The organism is Acinetobacter sp. AND/436, assembly GCF_049546925.1.
Taxonomy (GTDB): Bacteria; Pseudomonadota; Gammaproteobacteria; order Pseudomonadales; family Moraxellaceae; genus Acinetobacter; species Acinetobacter indicus.
The window spans coordinates 109,757-129,285 of the sequence record NZ_JBMXBO010000003.1 but is presented as its reverse complement, the minus strand read 5'-3'; the positions used below and the strand labels follow the sequence as shown (position 1 = coordinate 129,285).

The window sequence follows — 19,529 nt, the reverse complement described above, 5'->3', positions numbered from 1 at the left end:
GCATCTACATCGCTTTAGTTTTATGCTGCGAGTTCATTTTGTTCTAAACAGCAAAAAAAAAGCAGAACGCATCTGAGATGGTTCTGCCAAAGGGAAGGATAAAAATAAAACAGCAAAAGAGGAAAATTGAAAAAAAGATGGGAGATGCTGAGCAAATTGTGATTCACTCAGCAGGAGATTCAAATTACATCGCGGCTTTAAAAATTTCGACCACTTGTGCATGATTGGCTTTACGTGGGTTGGTGAGCATGCAGGCATCTTTTTGTGCATTTTCAGCCATAATAGCCAAGTCATTTTCTTTCACGCCTAACTCTGCTAAACCTGTTGGAATACCAATCGAGCTAGATAGTTCACGAATTGCATCAATCGCGGCATAGGCGGCTTCTGTGGTGGTTAATCCGTCAGTATTGACTCCCATCAATTCTGCAATATCTGCATAACGCTCAGGGCAGGCAATCAGGTTAAATTCGCAAACATGCGGCAATAAAATTGCATTACAGACGCCGTGCGGCAAGTTGTAGAAACCACCGAGTTGATGCGCCATGGCATGCACATAGCCCAATGAGGCATTGTTAAATGCCATACCTGCCAAATATTGCGCATAGCTCATGGCATCACGCGCTTCAATATTTTCACCATTTGCCACGGCAGGGCTGAGCCACTGACTAATCATACGGATAGCTTTTTCAGCACAGGCATCGGTAATAGGATTGGCTGCGGTTGAAACGTAGGCTTCTACAGCATGGGTTAAGGCATCCATGCCTGTTGCTGCGGTTAAACCTGCAGGTTTGGCAATCATGAGTTTTGGATCATCAATGGCGATGAGTGGTGTACAGCGCCAATCGACAATTGCCATTTTAACGTGCGTGTCTGTATTGGTAATAATACAGAAACGGGTCATTTCCGAAGCTGTACCTGCAGTGGTGTTAATGGCAATAAGTGGGGTCATTGGCACGGTACTTTTATCAATGCCTTCATAATCACGAATATGCCCACCACCTGCGGTCACTAAGCCAATGCCTTTGGCACAGTCGTGGGAAGAACCACCACCTAAGGACACAATGAAGTCGCAGTGATTGGCATTGTAGGCATCGACACCGTTATGCACGTTAATATCGGTCGGATTTGGCTCTGCACCAGCAAATATATGGCTGGCAACGCCTGCTTCGGTGAGGTAGCCTGCAATGGTATCGGCAACGCCAAATTTAAACAGTCCTTCATCAGTCACAATTAGGGCTTTTTTAGCGCCTAAATTTTGTGCTCTTACGCCAATTTCTTTGGCACAACCAGGGCCGAAGAGTGACACACAAGGAATATAAAAACCGTTGGTTTGATCTGCAATATTTTTAAAAGCCATGCTCAGATTCCTTCTTGCATTGGATATTGGAATAATGTGTTGTTATCGCGGTGTTGAACCGTAATTTGAGTATCCAATGCTTTGTTGTGAAATCCTACCTACCAAATACCAACCCTATTTGCTGATCAAAGAGTGTAAAACAATTACTTGAAAATTATGGGTTTTTAATTTGTTTTATTATCTGAAGTAGTGCGCAGTCTATAGGCAAGAGCACAAATCTTGTTTATAGTATTTTTTGTATCTCTAATTTTAAGGTGTAGATACCGTTCACATAAATTTCAGGTGTAATTCAATTAATAAGTGGCTTAAGCTCGATTGAAGAATTGTCCACTTTTTGCAGATGGAAATAAAAAACAAAAAATAGGGATGTATCACGTGATGGGTCTAGTCGGTGCAATCAAATAAAAATAAGATGACACTTAGATAGACCGCACTTAAGCATGAGGAGCGTATATGCAGCCAATTTGCCAGCATAGCCAGTTGCATGCCGTTGCACAGCAATTGGTTCGTATTTCCAGTGTGGCCGCAGAAATCTATCAAGATCAAATGGATTTGGTTGGACATTTTACAGCACAAAATTTGTTTCGGATCGATCCTTTGCAGCATCGGGTCGAATTGCTGAATGGTCTGTTTAGTCTTGAATTTTATCCGCCAAAATCGCATACAAATTTAATAGAAACTCACTTTGAATTTGCGGGGAAACAGCAAGAAGCATTTGAAGATTTTTTCTTACATGATCTGCATTTTTTGACTGGGGATTTAAAACCGCAGCATTCTTTATTTTTGCGTAATCAGGCGCAGCAATTGCGACAATTGATTCTGCAGCAAGTTTACCTGTGGGTAGATGGTGCAGCACGTGTTCAACAGTTGCTGCTGCATTTAGATGGTGTACAGGCTCAGATTTTAGATCAAGCCTTGATTCAGTCTGATTATGCCCAGCATGCTGTTTTTACAGGTGCTGTACAGCATGGTGCGGTCATTCCAGATGAAACATTAACGGCCTTATCTGCATTGTGTGCTTTAGAATTTATTGAGGGTGATACCTTTTTGCCTGTGCAAGCCTTGATGCACAGTTATGATGAATTCTGTTTTAGCCTGTCGCGTTTTGTGCCAGCCGGCATTTACCGGATTTTAGAACTGAGATTCCCAGAGCGGGTCAGTCTGCATGAAATTGAAGATTCACATGACGATTTACAGCTACTCTATCGACATGCGATAGAGCAGAGTCATTTATTAGGCTTTGTCCGGATTATGAACCGCGCGGTCTGGGCCGAAGATAATATTCTGGCCAAACGGCATTTTCTGGAAAAAAATACCCGCATCTGGCAGACCAAAGTTGCGCGCTTGCCACTGTTTGATTATCCACGTGCAGTCAACTGGCTGTTTCGGCAATCGAAATTGGTGCTGGACTGGCTCAGTGACAATATTCATCATTCCAGTGTCCGTGTGGCGGTGGTGGCGCTAAGTTTTGTTGATTGCAGCCAGATTCATCCACGCATTATTCTGGCCACCTTGCAGTATTTCCAGTATGCCTCGGCGCGGCTGTTTATTCAGAGCTGTGATCATTTTGCGCTGCAACATCAATGGTTTGAACATCAGCATAATTCCCGGGTGGTGCAAAAAGGCCAGCGCCAGTCACTGGAAGACCCGCGAATTAGCATCAGCCCGTCTATTTTGTATTTAGATGAATGGATGAATTTGCTGGCGATTGTTGCGGCACAGGATGAACTGCAGGTGAAACAGGTTTATGCACGTTTAAGCCGGGTGATGCAGGCCTATATGCTGCATCTGCATAAGGTCACGGCAGAACTGCCGGCTGAATTAATGCAGTTTATTCATCCGGAGAGTCAGCAATCGCGTGACTTTATGCACTGTTTACGCCGTCATCAGTTGACGCTGGAGCAATTCCGGCAGCTGTTTTATTTAAAGGCCGGGCCGGTGCGTGAATCGGTGTTTGATGCTTATGTGCGCGATTATCTGGTCGATTATTTTAATGAAAAAAATTACACCCCGAAAAATGTCAGCTGGAGCAGTATTTTTCAGCGTGCGGTGCGCTGGCATCATGAGGTGCATAAAGCCGAAATTCTGGCTAAGCTGAAAAAACAGTTAAACGTCCGCCACTGGCCGCCCGTATCGCTACAAGGCAGAACCCAGTATCTGGGCTGGTGCTTTGAGGAACTGAACAGTCTGGACCGGATTATTCAGGAGTCGCGCAGTTTTCATCATTGTCTGGCAGTGAGTTATAGCCAGAAAATTATTGAAGGCGAATATGTGGCTTTTCATATGTCATCGCCGTGTTATCGCCAGTCCTTAACGCTGGGTTGTCATCTGCTTGATGGACAGCTGCGCTTTGATCAGCTGGAATATCCGAACAATCATAAAGCGGAGCAGTTGCTGGTCAATATTGCGGAACAGTTTATTCAATGGCTGAACAGCCGCTTAAAACCGGACCCATCTGCTGGAACTTTATGACAAGTGATGTCGCCAGATGTGGTTTTTGCCTTAACTTTTTGCTGAAAAATGGGTAGGCTATAGCCGTTCATCTACGGTATAGGTCTTATGAAACAGGAAACTGCACTCAAACTCTTAAAAGCGGGCGAAAATGTATTTTTAACAGGCTCGGCCGGTGCAGGGAAAACCTATACGCTCAATCAGTACATCAACTATTTAAAAGCACGTAAAGTGCCGGTGGCGATTACGGCCTCGACCGGAATTGCCGCCACACATATGAATGGTATGACCATTCACACCTGGGCCGGCATTGGTATTAAAGATGTCTTGTCTGATGCCGACCTGAAAAATATGAAAGAGCGCAAATATCTGAAAGAACATCTGGAAAATGCGCAGGTCTTGATTATTGACGAAATTTCGATGCTGCATGCCAAGCAGTTGAATCTGGTCAATCAGGTGCTGAAATATTTTAAGGAAAGCGATGAAGCCTTTGGTGGTATTCAGGTGATTGTCGCTGGTGATTTCTTCCAGTTGCCGCCAGTGGGCAGAAATGATGAACGTAATCGCGATAAATTCTGCTTTATGTCGGAGGCCTGGGTCGAGGCCAAATTCCGGGTCTGCTATTTGACCGAGCAGCATCGTCAGGGCAATGACTTTTTAAACGATATTCTCAATGCGATTCGTCGTCAGGATATTGGCCCGCAGCATCTGCAGGCGCTGCAAAATACCCGTCAGCAGGATATTGGCGACACCTTTACCCGTTTATATACTCACAATATGGATGTCGATACCATCAACTTTAAGCATTTAAATGAAATTGATGCTGAAAGTCGCCAGTTCGATGCCAGCTGTGATGGGAATGACAAACTGATTGAAACCTTAAAATCTTCGGTGCGTGCGCCTGAAACCTTGACCCTGAAAAAACATGCCAAAGTGATGTTTGTTAAAAACAACTTTGATATGGGTTATATCAACGGCAGTCTGGGCGAGGTGATTGGCTTTGAAGAAGAAGATGATGAATATGGCTGCCTGCCGAAAGTCAAATTAACCGATGGCACGGTGCTGCTGGTCGAACCGGAAACCTGGTCGATTGACAATGAAGCCGGAAAAACCATTGCCAGTTTCCAGCAAATTCCGTTGCGTCTGGCCTGGGCAATTACCATTCATAAATCACAAGGCATGACTTTAGAAGCGGCAGAAATTAACCTGAGCCATACCTTTGAAAAAGGTCAGGGCTATGTGGCACTGTCACGTTTAAAAACTCTAGATGGCCTGCGTTTATTGGGCTTTAACGAGCAGGCACTGGAGCTGGACAGTCTGGCAATTAAAGCCGATCGCCGTTTTCAGGAACTGTCAGATGAAGCAGAACAGAATTTCGCCGAGATTGACCTGACCGCACAGCATAAAGCCTTTATCCGGCATTGTGGCGGTACCTTGAATGAGGTTGAAATTGAACGCAATGAACGGAAAATCGTACGCAGTGGCGGCAAGCAGAATTATGCCTCAGCAACGCTAGATGAAACCCGGGCCTTGTTTGAAGAAGGTTATGAGATTGAAGATATTGCCCATGAACGTGGCCTGACTCCAGCGACGATTATTAATCATCTGGCGCGTTTGCATAAGGAACAGGGACTAGATATTTCGGTGGCGCATCCGGGTGAGGAAGTGGTGGAGCAAATCCGCAAAATTTATAAACGCCTGCAAAAACGTCAGCAAAGTGATCATTTTAATGATGATGGCACGATCAAGCTGCGCCCGATTGTCGAGCTGACCAGTCCGCGCATGGGCTATGATCAGGTGCGTCTGGCCTTGCTATATGTAGAATAAACTTTTCATCCTTCCGTAATAAAAGAGCATCTTAAAGATGCTCTTTTTTATGCTTATTCGTTATTTAGACGTATTTCAACTCATCTTCATCTTGCTTAAAAACAGCGCCATCTCTTAACAGCTGCCTTATTTAGAATAATGAAACCAACTCATGGAATTTATGCTAAGATGAATTTAATTCATATTTTTATTTTTAAGGCGACATTGCATTCAGCGCAGTGCATCTCCTGATTTTGAGATACTTCATTTCCCATGCTTGAAATTCGTCATTTAAAAACCTTATTGGCCTTACGCGAACATGGTTCACTGGTGGCCGCGGCCAATGATTTATGCCTGACCCCATCTGCCATTTCCCATCAGTTGAAAGAGCTGGATCACTGGTATGGGGTGGAAGTGGTTAATCGTCGCTCGCGTCCGGTGACGTTTTCCAATGTGGGGCAGCGTTTACTGAAACTGGCAGATGATATTTTGCCGCAGATCCAGATTGCCCAAACCGATATTACCCGGATTGTGCATGGGCAAACCGGCCGGATTATTTTTTCTTCGGAATGTCATAGCTGTTTTGACTGGCTGATGCCGCTGTTAAATCAGTACCGCCAGCAATATCCCGATGTTGATTTGGATTTTGCTTCCGGCTTTGAAGCCAATCCGCATGAATTATTACAACATGCCGAATTTGATTTGCTGATTACCGCCGACCCGATTGCCTTAAAAGGCATCGAGTATTTCCCGATTTTTGAATATGAGTCGCGTCTGGTGCTGTCCAATACCCATCCATTGGTACGTGCTGCGGACATTTCGGTGCAGGACCTGGCCGAAGAAACTTTAATTACCTATCCGGTGGATAAACACCGCCTGGATATTATGGCCAAGCTGTTTATTCCGGCCAATATCTATCCGAAAGCCATTCGCACCACAGATTTAACCCAGATGTTAATCCAGCTGGTGGCCAGCGGTCGGGGTGTGGCGGCCTTACCGGACTGGGTGGTAAATGAATATGAACAAAAAGGTTGGGTCACTTCACGCCGTCTGCATTGTGTTTCGGCAGAAGGACTACGCCGCACGCTGTATGCTGGTTATCGCAGTGAAGAAAAAGAAAAAAGCTATTTTGAAGGCTTCCTGAAACAGCTGGAAAAATTTTCGCAAAAGCGTAGTCATTACTATGCACAATAACATCCGCACAAATAGCGTAATTTTTGAGTAAATAATGGTGAGGATTCAGGTCGTTGAATCATCTGCCAGCTACGCCATTTATTCAGGAAAAACATAAGATGAGATGTTTTTTTAATAAATGGCAGTTACTGAACTTGATAAGCTCAAGTCACAAGATTGAAGTGAGTAAGGGTATGTCCAAAGTACAATGGTTCAGCAGGGATATTTGGATTATTTGTGCAGGTTTTGTCGCGGCGATGCATGTCGGTAAATTACCGCCAGCGGTGCCGGTATTACAGCAGGAACTGGGGATCGGGCTGGTACAAGCTGGTTTGTTGCTGTCGCTGGTGCAAGGGGCTGGTATGCTGTTTGCACTGACCTTGGGCAGTTATGTCGAAAAAATTGGACTGAAACGCTGTGTCTTGCTTGGACTGGGCTTACTAAGCGCAGCCAGTTTGCTCGGTGGGTTTAGCCAAAGCGTCAGCAGTTTGCTGCTGCTGCGGGTAGTGGAAGGATTTGGCTTTTTACTGGTGACCTTAAGTGGTCCGGCCTATATTCGCCAGCTGGTGCCGGCAGAAGAAATTTCCGCCAAAATGGGCTTGTGGAGTGCCTATATGGGCGGCGGCATGGGGATTTCCTTATTACTGACGCCGTGGCTAATCACCATGATGGGCTGGCAAGGGGTATGGCTGACGCTAACACTACTGACCTTAAACCTGTTTGCGCTGGTCGCCACCCGAGTGCCGAAACCGCAACAATCAACCCAGAAAATTGAAGTGTTTCAGCTGATCAAAACCACGCTCAAACATCCACCAGCGTGGATGCTGGCATTGATGTTCGGCACCTATGCCGGACAATGGTTTAGTCTGGTCGGTTTCTTACCGACGATTTATCAGCAAAACGAGATTTCCTTGACGCTGGCAGGCGCATTAACTGCCTCGGTGGCGATTGCCAATGCAGTCGGGACCTTTGCCTGCGGCATCATGTTGCAGCGCGGTTTGCTGCCTAAAACTTTAGTCCAAACCGGTTTTATCATCTTGATGCTGTGTGCCTTAAGTTTCTATATCTTTCAGGCCCAGTTACCATTTTTACTGCAGTTTGCCTGCGTGTTTAGCTTTTCGTTATTTGGTGGTCTGGTCGCCGCGGTGGTCTTTGCTCAAGCCTTGCGTTTTGCGCCTAGTCCGGTGGCCATTAGTGCGACCATTGGCATGATTTTACAGTGCTCAGCGACATCGCAGTTTCTGTTGCCACCAGCAATTGCTGCGATTGTTTCTGCCACCGGAGACTGGTTCTGGGTCGGTATTGTGATGGCTGCGTTCTCGGCAATGGGCTGGCTATTATGCCAAAAGCTGTTTCAGGCCGATGTACGTGCCTAATCGTGTATCCGTATCTCTTTAAAGCCGTGTCTGTATGAAGCGGCTATTTAGAACCAATCAATAACGATAAAATGCCGGCGGCAATTAATGGTCCGACCGGCACACCGCGCAGCAAGGCCACACCGGCAACCGTACCAATCAGCAGGCCAGCGACAATATTCGGTTGATGGCTCATCAGCTGTACCCCACGTGCACCGAGCCAGGCCACAAACAGGCCTATGCCAATCGCGAGTATGGATTTCCAGTGCATAAATGATTTCAGGATTTCATCACCGGGGATTTTACCGCTGGCAATGGGCGTTAGTACGCCAATGGTCAAAATGATAATGCCAATATTTAAACCATGCTGTTGCAAGAGCGGAAAATATACTTCCAGTGGTGTGATGCGAAACACGATTAACACCGCGGCGGCAATGGTGACGGCAGTATTGTGACTAAAAATACCGCAGGCCAATAAAATAAGCAGAACAATCAGGTTTAAATCGAGGTGTGACATACAGGCTGAACACGGTGGCATGGGAGAAAAAGAGGCCATTATTGTAGCCTTTTTCAGCGGGGCCTGCTGATAGATTCCAACTCCAGCGCGGTTTCAGTATAAAATACGCCATCTTCCATATTGATACAGCTTTCACTCCACAGGTAATTCGATGACTTTAGAAAAAATGTTGCAATCGCAAGGCTTTGGTTCACGCAAACACTGCCAGCAGCTGATTCAAAATGGTGCGATTGCCATTGAGGGTGAAGTCATCACCCAACCCAAACAGAAACTGCAGTTGCAGGGTTTAAAATTTTCGGTCTATGGGCAGGACTATACCTATCGGGAGAAGGTCTATATCGCGTTAAACAAACCGCAAGGTTATGAGTGTTCACATCAGGCCACCCATCATTTTAGTGTGTTTGATCTGTTTGACGATATTTTGCTGAACCGTGGCCTGCAATGTGTGGGACGTTTAGATCAGGACACCACCGGTTTGTTATTGCTAACTGATGATGGCCAGTTTTTACAGGCGCTGACCCATCCGAAAAAGCATGTGGCCAAAGTCTATCGCATGTACACCGCAGATCCGGTCACAGATGCGCAAATCCAGCAACTGGCAGATGGAGTCGAACTGCGCAATGAAAGCGGCATTTTTGCTGCCACCGATATTTGCCGTCTGGCCGAGCACGAGCTGGAAATGACCATTCATCAGGGTGTCTATCATCAGGTAAAGCGGATGCTGGCAGCAGTTGGCAATAAGGTGGAAAAGCTGCATCGTCAGCAAATTGGCGCTTTAAACCTGCCAGAACTCGAGTTGGGGCAGTGGATCTATTTAGATGACGCCCAGGTACAGCAGGCGCGTACCCGGATGCAGGATTAAACCGGCTTTTAATAGATTGGGCTATTTTAAGAAACAGTGGTAGGTCTGAAACTCATTGTCTTTAATAAAGCCCATCTGTTCATACAGTTGATGCGATTGATAGTTGTTGTTCTGGGTTTGCAGACTAATCCGTAGTGCATTGTTATGACGGGCAAAATGAATTGCGGTATCAATCAGCTGTTTGGCCGAGCCTTGACGACGATAGACCGGCGTCACATAGACATCATCCAGAATATAATAGGTGGTACAGGCCACCGAAGAAAAGCCTAAATACAGCAGGATAAAACCGGTAATCATCTCATCTTTCACATGAATAAAAATCACGCTTTCATGATTTTCAAAACGCTGTTGTAAAAACTGGTGTGAAAGCTTCAGGTTAGAAGATGCACCATAAAATTGACGATATTCATCAAATAATACGGCCAGCTGCTCGAGATCTGCTACGGTTGCGCGTCTGACAATCATCCATGACTCCCTGCATATCTTATTGTTGTCTATGCAGCATAACCAAGTTTTTAGCAGATTAAATTAAAATATTGTTTATAAATACAACACTGTTAACTTTTGTCAGTTTCACCCAAGAGGGCATTTAATTCGGCAAACAGGTCCAGATCTTCATCGTCCAGTGGGGAAGTGTCGGTGCTGACGGGCGCAGGTGTTGGTGTGGCCTGAGTATTTTGCTGTTCTTGCTTGAGCTTTCTTAACTTGATCAGCTGCTCCAGATTAATATTCTGGTTTTCGATAGAAAAAGGAATAGATTTGGTCAGAACGACCTGTTTAAAGAACAGACGAACCGCTTGTGCCGGTGTAATCCCCAACTGTTTAAACACGGCAAAAGCCTGTTTCTTTTCCTGAGAATCCAGGCGAATTTGATAAACTTCAGTTTTTCTCATGATTTTAATTAATTTAAGTGCACTTAACTGTGTAGACACATTTTAATCTAACCATTTGTAATTTCAATATTCATACACAGGAAAAATTGAAATAAATGTAATGACAATTAGATTACAGTGTCAGGTCAAATTGGGAGCTAAACGCCATTGCTGCTTTGCTGATTGGGTCCTGAAAGCAAATATCTTTGGCCAGAAGCTGTAAAGGCGCAGAAAAATCATCTTCCGTTTTATGCTGCACCTGCGGATAAAATGGATCGTTTAAAATGGCAATTCCAAGCTGATTTAAATGCACCCGCAATTGATGCTGCTTACCGGTGACAGGTTTAAGCAAATACTTTGCCAAATGACCGTTATGCGCTAACAGCTCAATATCGGTTTCGCTGTTGGGTACTCCATCCACCACCTGCATGGTATAAAACGGCTGACCTTTTTCCATGCGGTAACGGGTGGTGCAAGGAAAACTTAAATCGGCACGAAAAGGTGCAATCGCATGATAGGTCTTGCGGACCTGACGTTCGGCAAACATTTGCTGATAAAGACCACGACTGGCCGGCTGTTTGGAAAATAGCACCACGCCGGCAGTTTCCCGGTCTAAACGGTGAATCGGGGTCAGCTGTTCATTGCCAGTTTGCTGTTTCAAACGCACCAGTAAGGTTTGCTGCACATATTGTCCGGTTGGGCTCATGGTCAGAAAATGCGGTTTATCTACCACCAGCAAATCTTCATTTTCAAATAAAATCTGGTGTTGAAACGGTACTGTTACTTCATGGGCTAAAAAACGATAGTAAAAACAGTGTGTATGTGCCTGAAAGGGACTGACTGTGTTTAGACGCTGACCATGTGCATCATAGACCAGACCATCCTGAAAGCGCGACAGCCATTCAGCTGCAGAAATATGCGGAAACTGCTGGCACAGGTAGGCATACACTGTACTTGCCGATGATGGCTGCAAGTAAACTTTGCTGGCGCTAACACCATTAATCATCGGGGGAATAAAATTGGCAGTGGAGCTCATGAACGGGTGCACATCTCAAATTAGGTAACAAATGCTGTGAAAAAATACAGATTCTGACGCAGTCGAATAGGCTTTTAAACGGCTGCGATGCTATCATAATTGCTGTTTTGAATCATGTCGCGAGTATTATGCAGTATTCATTTTGTCTGAACCTGAACAATGAACAAGAGACCCAAAATCTGGCTCAGGTTTTGGCGGCGCATTTCCCGCGCGGGGTGATTTATCTGATTGGGGATTTGGGCGCAGGGAAAACCACGCTGACCCGTTATCTGTTACAAAGCTTAGGTCATCAGGGATCGGTAAAAAGTCCCACCTATACCCTGGTGGAGCCGTATCAGGTCAATGGTCAGGATATTTTCCACTTTGACCTGTATCGCCTGAATGACCCGTATGAACTGGAGCTGATGGGCATCCGTGATTATCTGGATACAGCAAACGCCTTATTTTTATTTGAATGGCCATCAAAAGGTGGGGATGAAATTCCAGCACCGGACCTGATTATTAATATTCTAAAGTCTGAAGATGAACTGAGCCGCACCGCAACTCTCAACTCGTCTTCTGCCGCTTTGCAACACGCTCTGGAGCAGAATTTTACCCATGTCGGCTGATTTAAGTACACGTCGTATCCGCGCGCTTGATCCGGCACTGGCCAACCAGATTGCCGCCGGAGAAGTTATTGAGCGTCCGGCTTCTGTGGTCAAAGAATTATTAGAAAATGCGATTGATGCCGGTGCGACCGAACTGATTATCCGGGTGGAACAGGGCGGCAGTACCCTGATTGAAATTATTGACAATGGGCGCGGCATTCATCCTGAAGATCTGCCCTTGGCAGTGATGCGTCATGCCACCAGTAAAATTCAAACTGCCGATGACTTGCATGCCATTGTCAGCCTCGGTTTTCGCGGTGAAGCGCTGGCGTCCATTGCCGCAGTATCGCGTTTAAGCCTGATCAGCAGCCAGACAGATGAAGGGGTGGGCTATCAGGTTGAAGTGAATGGCACGGCTTTTGATCATCAGGAGATTGTGCCGGTGGCTGCGTCGAAAGGAACCCATATTCGGGTGCAGGATCTGTTTTTTAATGTGCCGGCACGCCGTAAATTTTTAAAAAAGCCGGGTACCGAATTTGGCCATATTGAAGAAATTGTGCGCCGTCTGGCACTGACGCATTTTGATATCCGTTTTGTGCTGGAACATAATAACAGCATCAAGCTGAACCTGCCGGTTGCTGACAGCGGCGAGCTGCGTTTTCAGCGTGTACAGCAATTGCTGGGACGACAGTTTACCGAAAATGCTTACTGGATTGATGCCGATAGTATCAGCATGCGTCTGTCGGGCTGGTTGGGCCATCCTTCCGATGCGCGGGCACAGGCCGATTTACAATATGTCTATGTAAATGGCCGGATTGTTAAAGACAAGACCATCTCACATGCGCTGCGCATGGCCTATGATGGTATTTTGCATGGTCATCAGCATGCGGCGTATTTGCTGTTTCTGGAAGTTGAACCTGAAAATATTGATGTCAATGTGCATCCAACCAAGCATGAAATCCGCTTTTTAAACCAGCGTGAAGTGCATGAGTTTGTGCGTCATTATGGCAAAGAAACCCTAGCACAGTTCCAAACCGCCAGTGCCGACTTGGCCACGGCCATGAAAACTGAAACCCCGGAGCCGGTGTTTGCGGCGCAGCCACGTTATCAGGAACAGTTCCAGCTGCATAAAGCAGCCGAAGCCATCGTGCCAGTATCTAATCAGGCGGCACCAGAATTACTGACAGATTTTAGCGATGCCCGCCCGCAAAGTGTGGATTATGCACTACCACAAGGCCAGAAAATGGCCAGTGGCCAGAATACCGGTTATAGCAATGCCTATACCGGTTCACAGCAGCTGAACAATGCGCTGAAAAGCTATCTGGCACCGTTACGTGAGCTGGATGAATCTGCATTATCCAGCCCACAGTCGGCCGCAGGTGATACGCAGCCAGCTCCGGTAGATGAACATCCACTCGGGATTGCCATTGCCCAGTTACACGGAATTTATATTCTGGCGCAAAATACCGAAGGCTTGATTATTGTCGATATGCACGCGGCGCATGAGCGGATTTTATTACAGCAAATGAAATCGGCCTGGGATAAGCCGGAATTCTGGACCTCGCAGCAGCTGCTAATTCCTAAAGTGATTAGCATTAGCCGGATGCAGGCGATGCGGATTGATGAGCTGAAACCGCAGCTGGCGCGTTTAGGGCTGGATCTGGATCAATATGGTGATGAGCAGGTGATTGTGCGTGGCGTGCCGGCGATTTTGCATAAGGCCAATTTTGATGCGCTGATTCCTGAACTACTGAATGATCTGGACCCGGCTGATGAAGCACAAGCACTGCTGCAAAAACGTGACCAGATTCTGGCTGGCATGGCCTGTCATGGTGCCGTGCGTGCGCATCGTATGCTGAGCCTGTCTGAAATGAACGCCTTGCTGCGCCAGATGGAACAAACCGAATTTGCCAGCCAATGTAATCATGGCCGCCCGACCTGGCGTGCCTTTCCATTGGCTCAATTAGATAAACTTTTTGCTCGAGGAGAGTAGTGGTACATGTCAAATCAATTGCCGGTCATCAATTTAATGGGACCTACTGCAAGCGGTAAAACTGCTTTGGCGTGTGAACTCTATGAACTGGGGCATTTTGAGCTGATTTCAGTCGATTCCGCTTTGGTGTATCAGGATATGGACATTGGCACCGCCAAACCAAGCAAAGCCGAGCAGGCGCGTTATCCGCATCATCTGATTGATATTATTACCCCTTTAGAGGTGTATTCTGCTGCGCAGTTTGTAGAAGATGCCTGTGCTTTAATTGATGATATGCATGCGCGTGGCAAAACCCCGATTCTGGTGGGCGGAACTATGCTGTATTTCAAGGCCTTGCTGGAAGGGTTGTCCAGTAATTTGCCAAGTGCAGATTATGCGGTGCGCGCTGAAATTGAAGATAAGGCTGCACGTGAAGGCTGGGAAGCGGTGTATGCCGAATTGTGCACGGTAGATGCTTTAGCCGGACAGAAATTTAAAGTCAGCGATAAGCAACGGATTATCCGGGCCTTGGAAGTGTTCAAGTTAACCGGTCAACCTATTACCAAACTACAAGCAGAACAGCCCAAAAATGTACCATATCGTTACACTTTTCATAATCACGCCTTGCTGCCAGATCGGGTAGAATTACATCAACGTATAGAAAAACGATTAGAAATAATGTGGTCAATGGGTTTTTTGAATGAAGTAGAAAGGCTTATTGAAAAATACGATTTAGATGAGAATTTACCCTCTATGCGCTCTGTTGGATACCGACAAGCTTTAGAATTTCTAAAGAAAAGTGATAAAAGTCTCAATAAAAAGCAGGAAATGGAGGATAAGGCCCTATTTGCAACACGACAACTTGCAAAACGTCAATATACTTGGCTCAGATCGTTGCAGGAATCGCATAAAATTCAAACATATTTTACGATAAAGCAGGCTCAAGAAGACTTGCGAAACTGTTACGGATAAAGCAAAATTTATGAACTGTCTTTTTTATAAATTTTAATTGAAAAATAAAGATAGTTTTTGCGCTGATTTTTAATTATTTTTGGAGTTATAACATGTCTAAAGGTCAAACTTTACAAGATCCGTTCTTGAATTCTCTCCGTAAAGAACGTATTCCAGTTTCTATTTTCCTTGTAAACGGTATTAAATTACAGGGTCATATCGAATCTTTTGACCAGTATGTGGTGCTATTAAAAAATACAGTAAGCCAAATGGTTTACAAACACGCGATTTCTACAGTTGTACCTGCACGTAATCCACGTCCTGCTGGTGCACCTGCTGGTGCTCAAGGTGCTGGTGGCTTCGGTGGTCAAGGTGGTGGCTTCGGCGGCGGACAAGGTGGTGGCTTTGGTGGTCAAGGCGGCTTCGGTGGTCAAGGCGGCGGCTTCGGTGGTCAAGGTGGCTTCGGTGGTCAAGGCGGCTTCGGTGGTCAAGGCGGCGGCTTCGGCGGTCAAGGCGGCGGCTTCGGCGGTCAAGGTGGCTTCGGTGGTCAAGGCGCTGGCTTCGGTGGTCAAGCTTCTGGTTTTGACAACGACTCTAAATTTGAAGATTCTCAAGAAGATGACAACAACCGTTAATCAATATTAATGGCTTAAGTCCTCTTATAAAAAACCGCTGAATTCAGCGGTTTTTTTATTGCTATTGATGGCGAGGTGAAAAGCCAGAATTAAAAAAACCAGTGCAGGCACTGGTTTTTCATTTTTTAAGACCTAGTTATTTTTACGGTCCAGGTTTGGATCTTTAATATCGACAAAGGCATTGCTGCGAATTTCACGTAACCAGCTGTCCAGTTCGGTATCAAACTGACGTTCACCTAGAATCTGGCGTGCCATACGTTCCTGGTATTCGCGGGTCATGTCCTGCTGGCGGGTATCTGTCACCTGTAGAATATGCCAGCCAAACTGGGTTTGAAATGGCAGGCTGATTTCACCTACCGGGGTGCTTTTCATTTGCTGTTCAAATTCAGGCACCATCACTCCAGGGCTAACCCAGCCCAGGCTACCGCCATCACGGGCAGAACTGGTATCGGTTGAGAAAGTACCGGCCAACACTGCAAAATCTTCACCGGCTTTGAGGCGGTTATACAAACTGTCAATCATGTGCTTGGCATTTTCTGGGCTCACCACTTCTGTTGGCTGAATCAGAATATGACGGGTTTGATATTGTGGGACCAGCGCGCGCTGTTCACCGGCTTTACGATCGACCAGTTTCAGCACATGAATACCATCATTGACTGCAATCAGCTCAGTGGTCTGACCGACGTCAAGTGCACTTACACGTGCAGCCAGTTCAGCCGGAATTTCAGAAAGGCTGCGGAAACCCATATCAGCCGATTCAACTTTGGTGGCAGCTGTGCTGAACTGCTTGTTAATGGCATTGAGGTCATTGCTGTTATTCAGTGCAGTTTTAACCTGTTCCGCGGTGGCCTGTGCATTTTCACCGGATACGCGCACATGCAACACATGCGCCTGACTGCCTAAAGCGGCCTGACCTTGCGGGGTTTTCAGGAAGTTATCGACATCCTGATCGCTAATTTTAATTCGCGACATCACGACTTGCTGACGCAGACGGTTAATTGCCAAATCTTCAGCAATACGGTTGCGTAAAGAGGCATAGGTCCCCGGTGCAATACGGTCGACTTTCTGCTGGAAATCTTCCAGACTTTTGCTGCCATTTTGTTGGGCCACACGCATCACCGCTTCATTTAAGGCTTTTTCATCAGGCTTGATGTTATAGCGTTTGACCTGTTCCAGCTGTGCCTGACGCACGATCAGTTGTTCTAAGGCCTGTTGTTGTAGATATTGAGCCGGTGGCACGGTTTTGTTCTGTGCCTGTAATTGTTGCTGCATTTCAGCAGCGGTTTGCGCTAAATCACTTTGTAGGATGACACTGTTATCCACCACGGCCACGACCTGATCTACAGTTTGTGCAAAAGCAGGTGCAGCTGAAGAAATACATAAAGCTAAGGCAGTGGCTTTAAAAAATTGTTTTAACTGTGGTGTCTTCATTAACGTTGTGTCCAAGTTTGATTAGTTCTATTAAACCCTAAAATACGGTTTTCAAGTAAAGATGCAAGTTTATTGTTGAAACTGCCGAGGCCTTTCAGGTTTAATTCGGCCATGATGGCGCGTTTCGGCTTGACGTTGTGATCGGAGACATCATCCAGATCATTATAATAAGAGCGGCCGTAGACCGAGATGCCCCAGCAGCAGGATTCATAGTTCACACCGAGTAAATATTCACGGGCGACGCTATTGTCCAAATCGTATTGGGCATGACCCAGAATACGCCAGTTGTTGTAGACCGGTTGAATGAACGAGGCCACCACCTGATCATAATGATCCTGACGGTTTGGAATATGACGACGGTTAATATAGCCGACATTGTATAAATTGCCTTGTTCACCGGTATAGAACAGGTGCAGATCGCGCTGGGCATTGTCACCGTTTGACATCCAGGCGGCATTGGCACCAATATTCAGGTTTTCGGTTAACTGGCTGGCCAGACTCACTACCGGGCCGGTGCGGCTTTCGGTATCAAAGCTGTCTGCAGTATTTTCCAGGGTCACAAGGCGATCTTCAAAGAAGAAGCTTTGACCCAGGCTGGCACGAATCCGCTCTAAACCTACTTCATCAAACAGGCTGTAGCTTAAACCGAGTGACAGGAAGTTGTTGTCTTCCAGGCGGTCATGGCCGTAGAAACGGTATGGGCTAAACAGCTGGTCATAATTAATGGAAGCAGTGGCTGAATCAAAATTTGGATGGCCATCCTGCTTCTGATACGGCGCGTAGGCATAGAAGGCACGCGGGGTAATGGTTTGCAGGAAGCGACCTTCTTTTTCAAAGGTCAGACCGGCGTCCAGGGTAAACTGCGGTACCGTCACCGATTTGGTTTCGCTAGATGAATCAAACTGATTCAGCGCGTTTTGGGTGTCTTTGTCAAAGAAGGTGTTGACGTTGCGAAGTGATACTTCTGGAATCACAAAAGACCATGGGTTGCGGTAGTTATAACGTACTTTAAAATCGTTATAGATACGGGTACCACTTGGCTCATAGCTGTTCAGGTCGGTGGTACTGGCTTCCAGATTGTTAATATCTTTCTTGAAGTAAGCCGTGTCGTGGTTAAACTCGATCTGGAAACCTTGAGGATTCCCGGTTTTATAGTTCAATAAGAACTGTGGTAAACGCGCATACGGACGGTCTTCATCTGGAATAGTTGGGTCCAGCGTCTGGAAATCTTCAACTTTTAGCTGCGCTCTTAAACCCGGAATGCCATTGCGATAATTTAGTTCCCAGGCGCGGCGTAAGTTCAGGTCGGTTCTGGAGTTCGGGTTGTTGTTTAAGTCAGCAAAATAGTCTTTATCTGAAGCGTAGTTATATTCCAGATTGGTATTGAACTGCTCGTTAATCTGCCAGTTATGCAGAAAGTGAAAATCCTTACGATCTTCATCATTGTATTTATTGTCAGAGGCCAGGTAGCCGCCCCAGATCTGACCCTGACCAAAATTCTCGGTCAGATAGCGGAATTCACCTTCCAGCATCGGGCCACGGTCACCAATATAGCGTGGTGTCACGGTGGCATCATAGTTTGGAGCCAGGTTCAGGTAGACCGGTACCGCCAGTTCAACTCCACCATCATTGGTAAAGCCAAAACTCGGGGTCAAAATACCGGTAGTACGACGGTCATCAATCGGGAAGTTAAAATATGGCACTGCCAGCACCGGCACATCTTTTACATACAGTTTGGTGCCACGGGTTTCACCGCGACCGGTTTCCTGATTTAGCTTGATTTCATCGGCCTGAATTTTCCAAGTCGGTGCCTGTTCAGGCGGGCAGGTGCTATAGGTGGCATTGTTCAATACCAAGGTATTGGTTGAAGTGCGGGCAATCTTTTCCGCCATGCCATGTGCGTGCTGTTCTTCTGCAATATAGAAGCTGTTGTGTAAATCGCCTTGCTGGGTTTTCAGGTTGTAATTGATCTGGTCGCTTTGCGCCAGTAAACCGGCTTGCGCCATTTGTACCCGGCCTTCGGCACTGGCATAGGTCTGGGTCTGGTCAATGGTAATTTTATCGGCACGAATCTGGCGGCCTTGCTGGTCAATTACCACATTGCCTTCTAAAACCGAATCCCCATTAGGATTATAGTGACCATAATCAGCGGTAACGGTCGAGGTGGCTTCTTCAGCAGCAACGGCCACGGTGTCCGGGCTAATTGGCGTGACCCAGGCGCCTTGACAATAGGCTGAACTCAGCTCTTGGCCAAAACGCTGCTGGGCTTCCGGCGCGGTTTTATCGACATAATACTGTTCAAAAAACGACTGGCCCGGATAAGCATCCTGAATGCTCTGTTTGAGTTGTTGATTGGTGATGGATGAAGCGGGCTCTGTGGTCTCTGCATGACTGCTCATCGCGTGTCCACATAACAGGGTCAAGATCGCAGTCGCTAAAGGATTAAATTTAAACTGATGCTTCATTTGTCTCATTAACCAAGAGTGCTTAATCGCAATTAATTATTGTCGCATCATAGAGAAAA

16 protein-coding genes are annotated in these 19,529 nt (G+C 46.3%); 9 read left to right on the top strand and 7 right to left on the bottom strand.

Annotated elements, in window-relative coordinates; translation table 11 throughout:
* Positions 1-184: 184 nt before the first annotated feature.
* Complete coding sequence (gene mdh, locus ACPEPR_RS03750; protein WP_104491824.1) at positions 185-1,357, bottom strand: iron-dependent methanol dehydrogenase; 1,173 nt, start codon at positions 1,355-1,357, stop codon at positions 185-187.
* A 453-nt stretch (positions 1,358-1,810) separates the two neighbouring features.
* Here mdh and ACPEPR_RS03745 point away from each other — a divergent pair, with 453 nt between their 5' ends.
* The 4 genes from ACPEPR_RS03745 (at position 1,811) to ACPEPR_RS03730 (ending at position 8,163) form a co-directional block, all read left to right on the top strand.
* Positions 1,811-3,829, top strand: coding sequence for a hypothetical protein (locus ACPEPR_RS03745; RefSeq protein ID WP_423561940.1), 2,019 nt, complete (start codon positions 1,811-1,813; stop codon positions 3,827-3,829).
* A gap of 87 nt (positions 3,830-3,916) precedes the next feature.
* On the top strand, positions 3,917-5,635 hold the full coding sequence (locus tag ACPEPR_RS03740) for an AAA family ATPase (protein ID WP_423561939.1): 1,719 nt from the start codon (positions 3,917-3,919) through the stop codon (positions 5,633-5,635).
* Positions 5,636-5,887: 252 nt separating this feature from the next.
* Positions 5,888-6,808, top strand: coding sequence for a LysR family transcriptional regulator (locus ACPEPR_RS03735; protein WP_005177438.1), 921 nt, complete (start codon positions 5,888-5,890; stop codon positions 6,806-6,808).
* A 173-nt stretch (positions 6,809-6,981) separates the two neighbouring features.
* Positions 6,982-8,163 carry a CynX/NimT family MFS transporter gene (locus ACPEPR_RS03730; RefSeq protein ID WP_228153082.1) on the top strand — a complete coding sequence of 394 codons (1,182 nt, stop codon included), beginning with the start codon at positions 6,982-6,984 and terminating at the stop codon, positions 8,161-8,163.
* A gap of 43 nt (positions 8,164-8,206) precedes the next feature.
* On the opposite strand, the gene ACPEPR_RS03725 is transcribed toward ACPEPR_RS03730, so the two are convergent.
* Positions 8,207-8,659 carry a DUF441 domain-containing protein gene (locus tag ACPEPR_RS03725; protein WP_034597660.1) on the bottom strand — a complete coding sequence of 151 codons (453 nt, stop codon included), beginning with the start codon at positions 8,657-8,659 and terminating at the stop codon, positions 8,207-8,209.
* Positions 8,660-8,810: 151 nt separating this feature from the next.
* Between ACPEPR_RS03725 and ACPEPR_RS03720 the strand changes: the two genes are divergently transcribed.
* Positions 8,811-9,521 carry a pseudouridine synthase gene (locus tag ACPEPR_RS03720; RefSeq protein ID WP_005177444.1) on the top strand — a complete coding sequence of 237 codons (711 nt, stop codon included), beginning with the start codon at positions 8,811-8,813 and terminating at the stop codon, positions 9,519-9,521.
* A 21-nt stretch (positions 9,522-9,542) separates the two neighbouring features.
* Here the strand turns inward: ACPEPR_RS03720 and ACPEPR_RS03715 are convergent, their stop codons facing one another.
* The 3 genes from ACPEPR_RS03715 to ACPEPR_RS03705 all read right to left on the bottom strand — a co-directional run bounded on the left by ACPEPR_RS03715 (position 9,543) and on the right by ACPEPR_RS03705 (position 11,429).
* Positions 9,543-9,986: a GNAT family N-acetyltransferase gene (locus ACPEPR_RS03715; RefSeq protein WP_168414632.1), complete on the bottom strand. Its 444-nt coding sequence runs from the start codon at positions 9,984-9,986 to the stop codon at positions 9,543-9,545.
* A gap of 92 nt (positions 9,987-10,078) precedes the next feature.
* Entirely contained in the window at positions 10,079-10,414 is a 336-nt protein-coding gene (locus ACPEPR_RS03710) for a type II toxin-antitoxin system RelB/DinJ family antitoxin (protein WP_005177448.1), read from the bottom strand.
* Positions 10,415-10,526: 112 nt separating this feature from the next.
* Positions 10,527-11,429 (bottom strand): RluA family pseudouridine synthase, encoded by a 903-nt coding sequence (locus ACPEPR_RS03705; RefSeq protein WP_423561938.1) that lies wholly within the window; start codon positions 11,427-11,429, stop codon positions 10,527-10,529.
* A 128-nt stretch (positions 11,430-11,557) separates the two neighbouring features.
* On the opposite strand from ACPEPR_RS03705, the gene tsaE reads away from it, so the two are divergent.
* The 4 genes from tsaE to hfq all read left to right on the top strand — a co-directional run bounded on the left by tsaE (position 11,558) and on the right by hfq (position 15,574).
* On the top strand, positions 11,558-12,037 hold the full coding sequence (gene tsaE, locus ACPEPR_RS03700) for a tRNA (adenosine(37)-N6)-threonylcarbamoyltransferase complex ATPase subunit type 1 TsaE (RefSeq protein WP_075166770.1): 480 nt from the start codon (positions 11,558-11,560) through the stop codon (positions 12,035-12,037).
* Entirely contained in the window at positions 12,027-14,009 is a 1,983-nt protein-coding gene (gene mutL / locus ACPEPR_RS03695; RefSeq protein ID WP_423561937.1) for a DNA mismatch repair endonuclease MutL, read from the top strand. The genes tsaE and mutL overlap by 11 nt, the downstream gene beginning before the upstream one ends.
* A gap of 6 nt (positions 14,010-14,015) precedes the next feature.
* Entirely contained in the window at positions 14,016-14,960 is a 945-nt protein-coding gene (miaA, locus tag ACPEPR_RS03690; protein WP_005177459.1) for a tRNA (adenosine(37)-N6)-dimethylallyltransferase MiaA, read from the top strand.
* 92 nt (positions 14,961-15,052) lie between these two features.
* A complete protein-coding gene (gene hfq, locus ACPEPR_RS03685) occupies positions 15,053-15,574 on the top strand; it encodes an RNA chaperone Hfq (protein WP_168407102.1) in 522 nt (173 codons plus the stop codon).
* A gap of 132 nt (positions 15,575-15,706) precedes the next feature.
* Here the strand turns inward: hfq and ACPEPR_RS03680 are convergent, their stop codons facing one another.
* Entirely contained in the window at positions 15,707-17,005 is a 1,299-nt protein-coding gene (locus tag ACPEPR_RS03680; protein ID WP_423561936.1) for a peptidylprolyl isomerase, read from the bottom strand.
* Positions 17,005-19,470, bottom strand: a complete 2,466-nt coding sequence (locus ACPEPR_RS03675; RefSeq protein WP_423561935.1) for an LPS-assembly protein LptD — start codon at positions 19,468-19,470, stop codon at positions 17,005-17,007. The genes ACPEPR_RS03680 and ACPEPR_RS03675 overlap by 1 nt, the downstream gene beginning before the upstream one ends.
* Positions 19,471-19,529 lie beyond the last annotated feature (59 nt).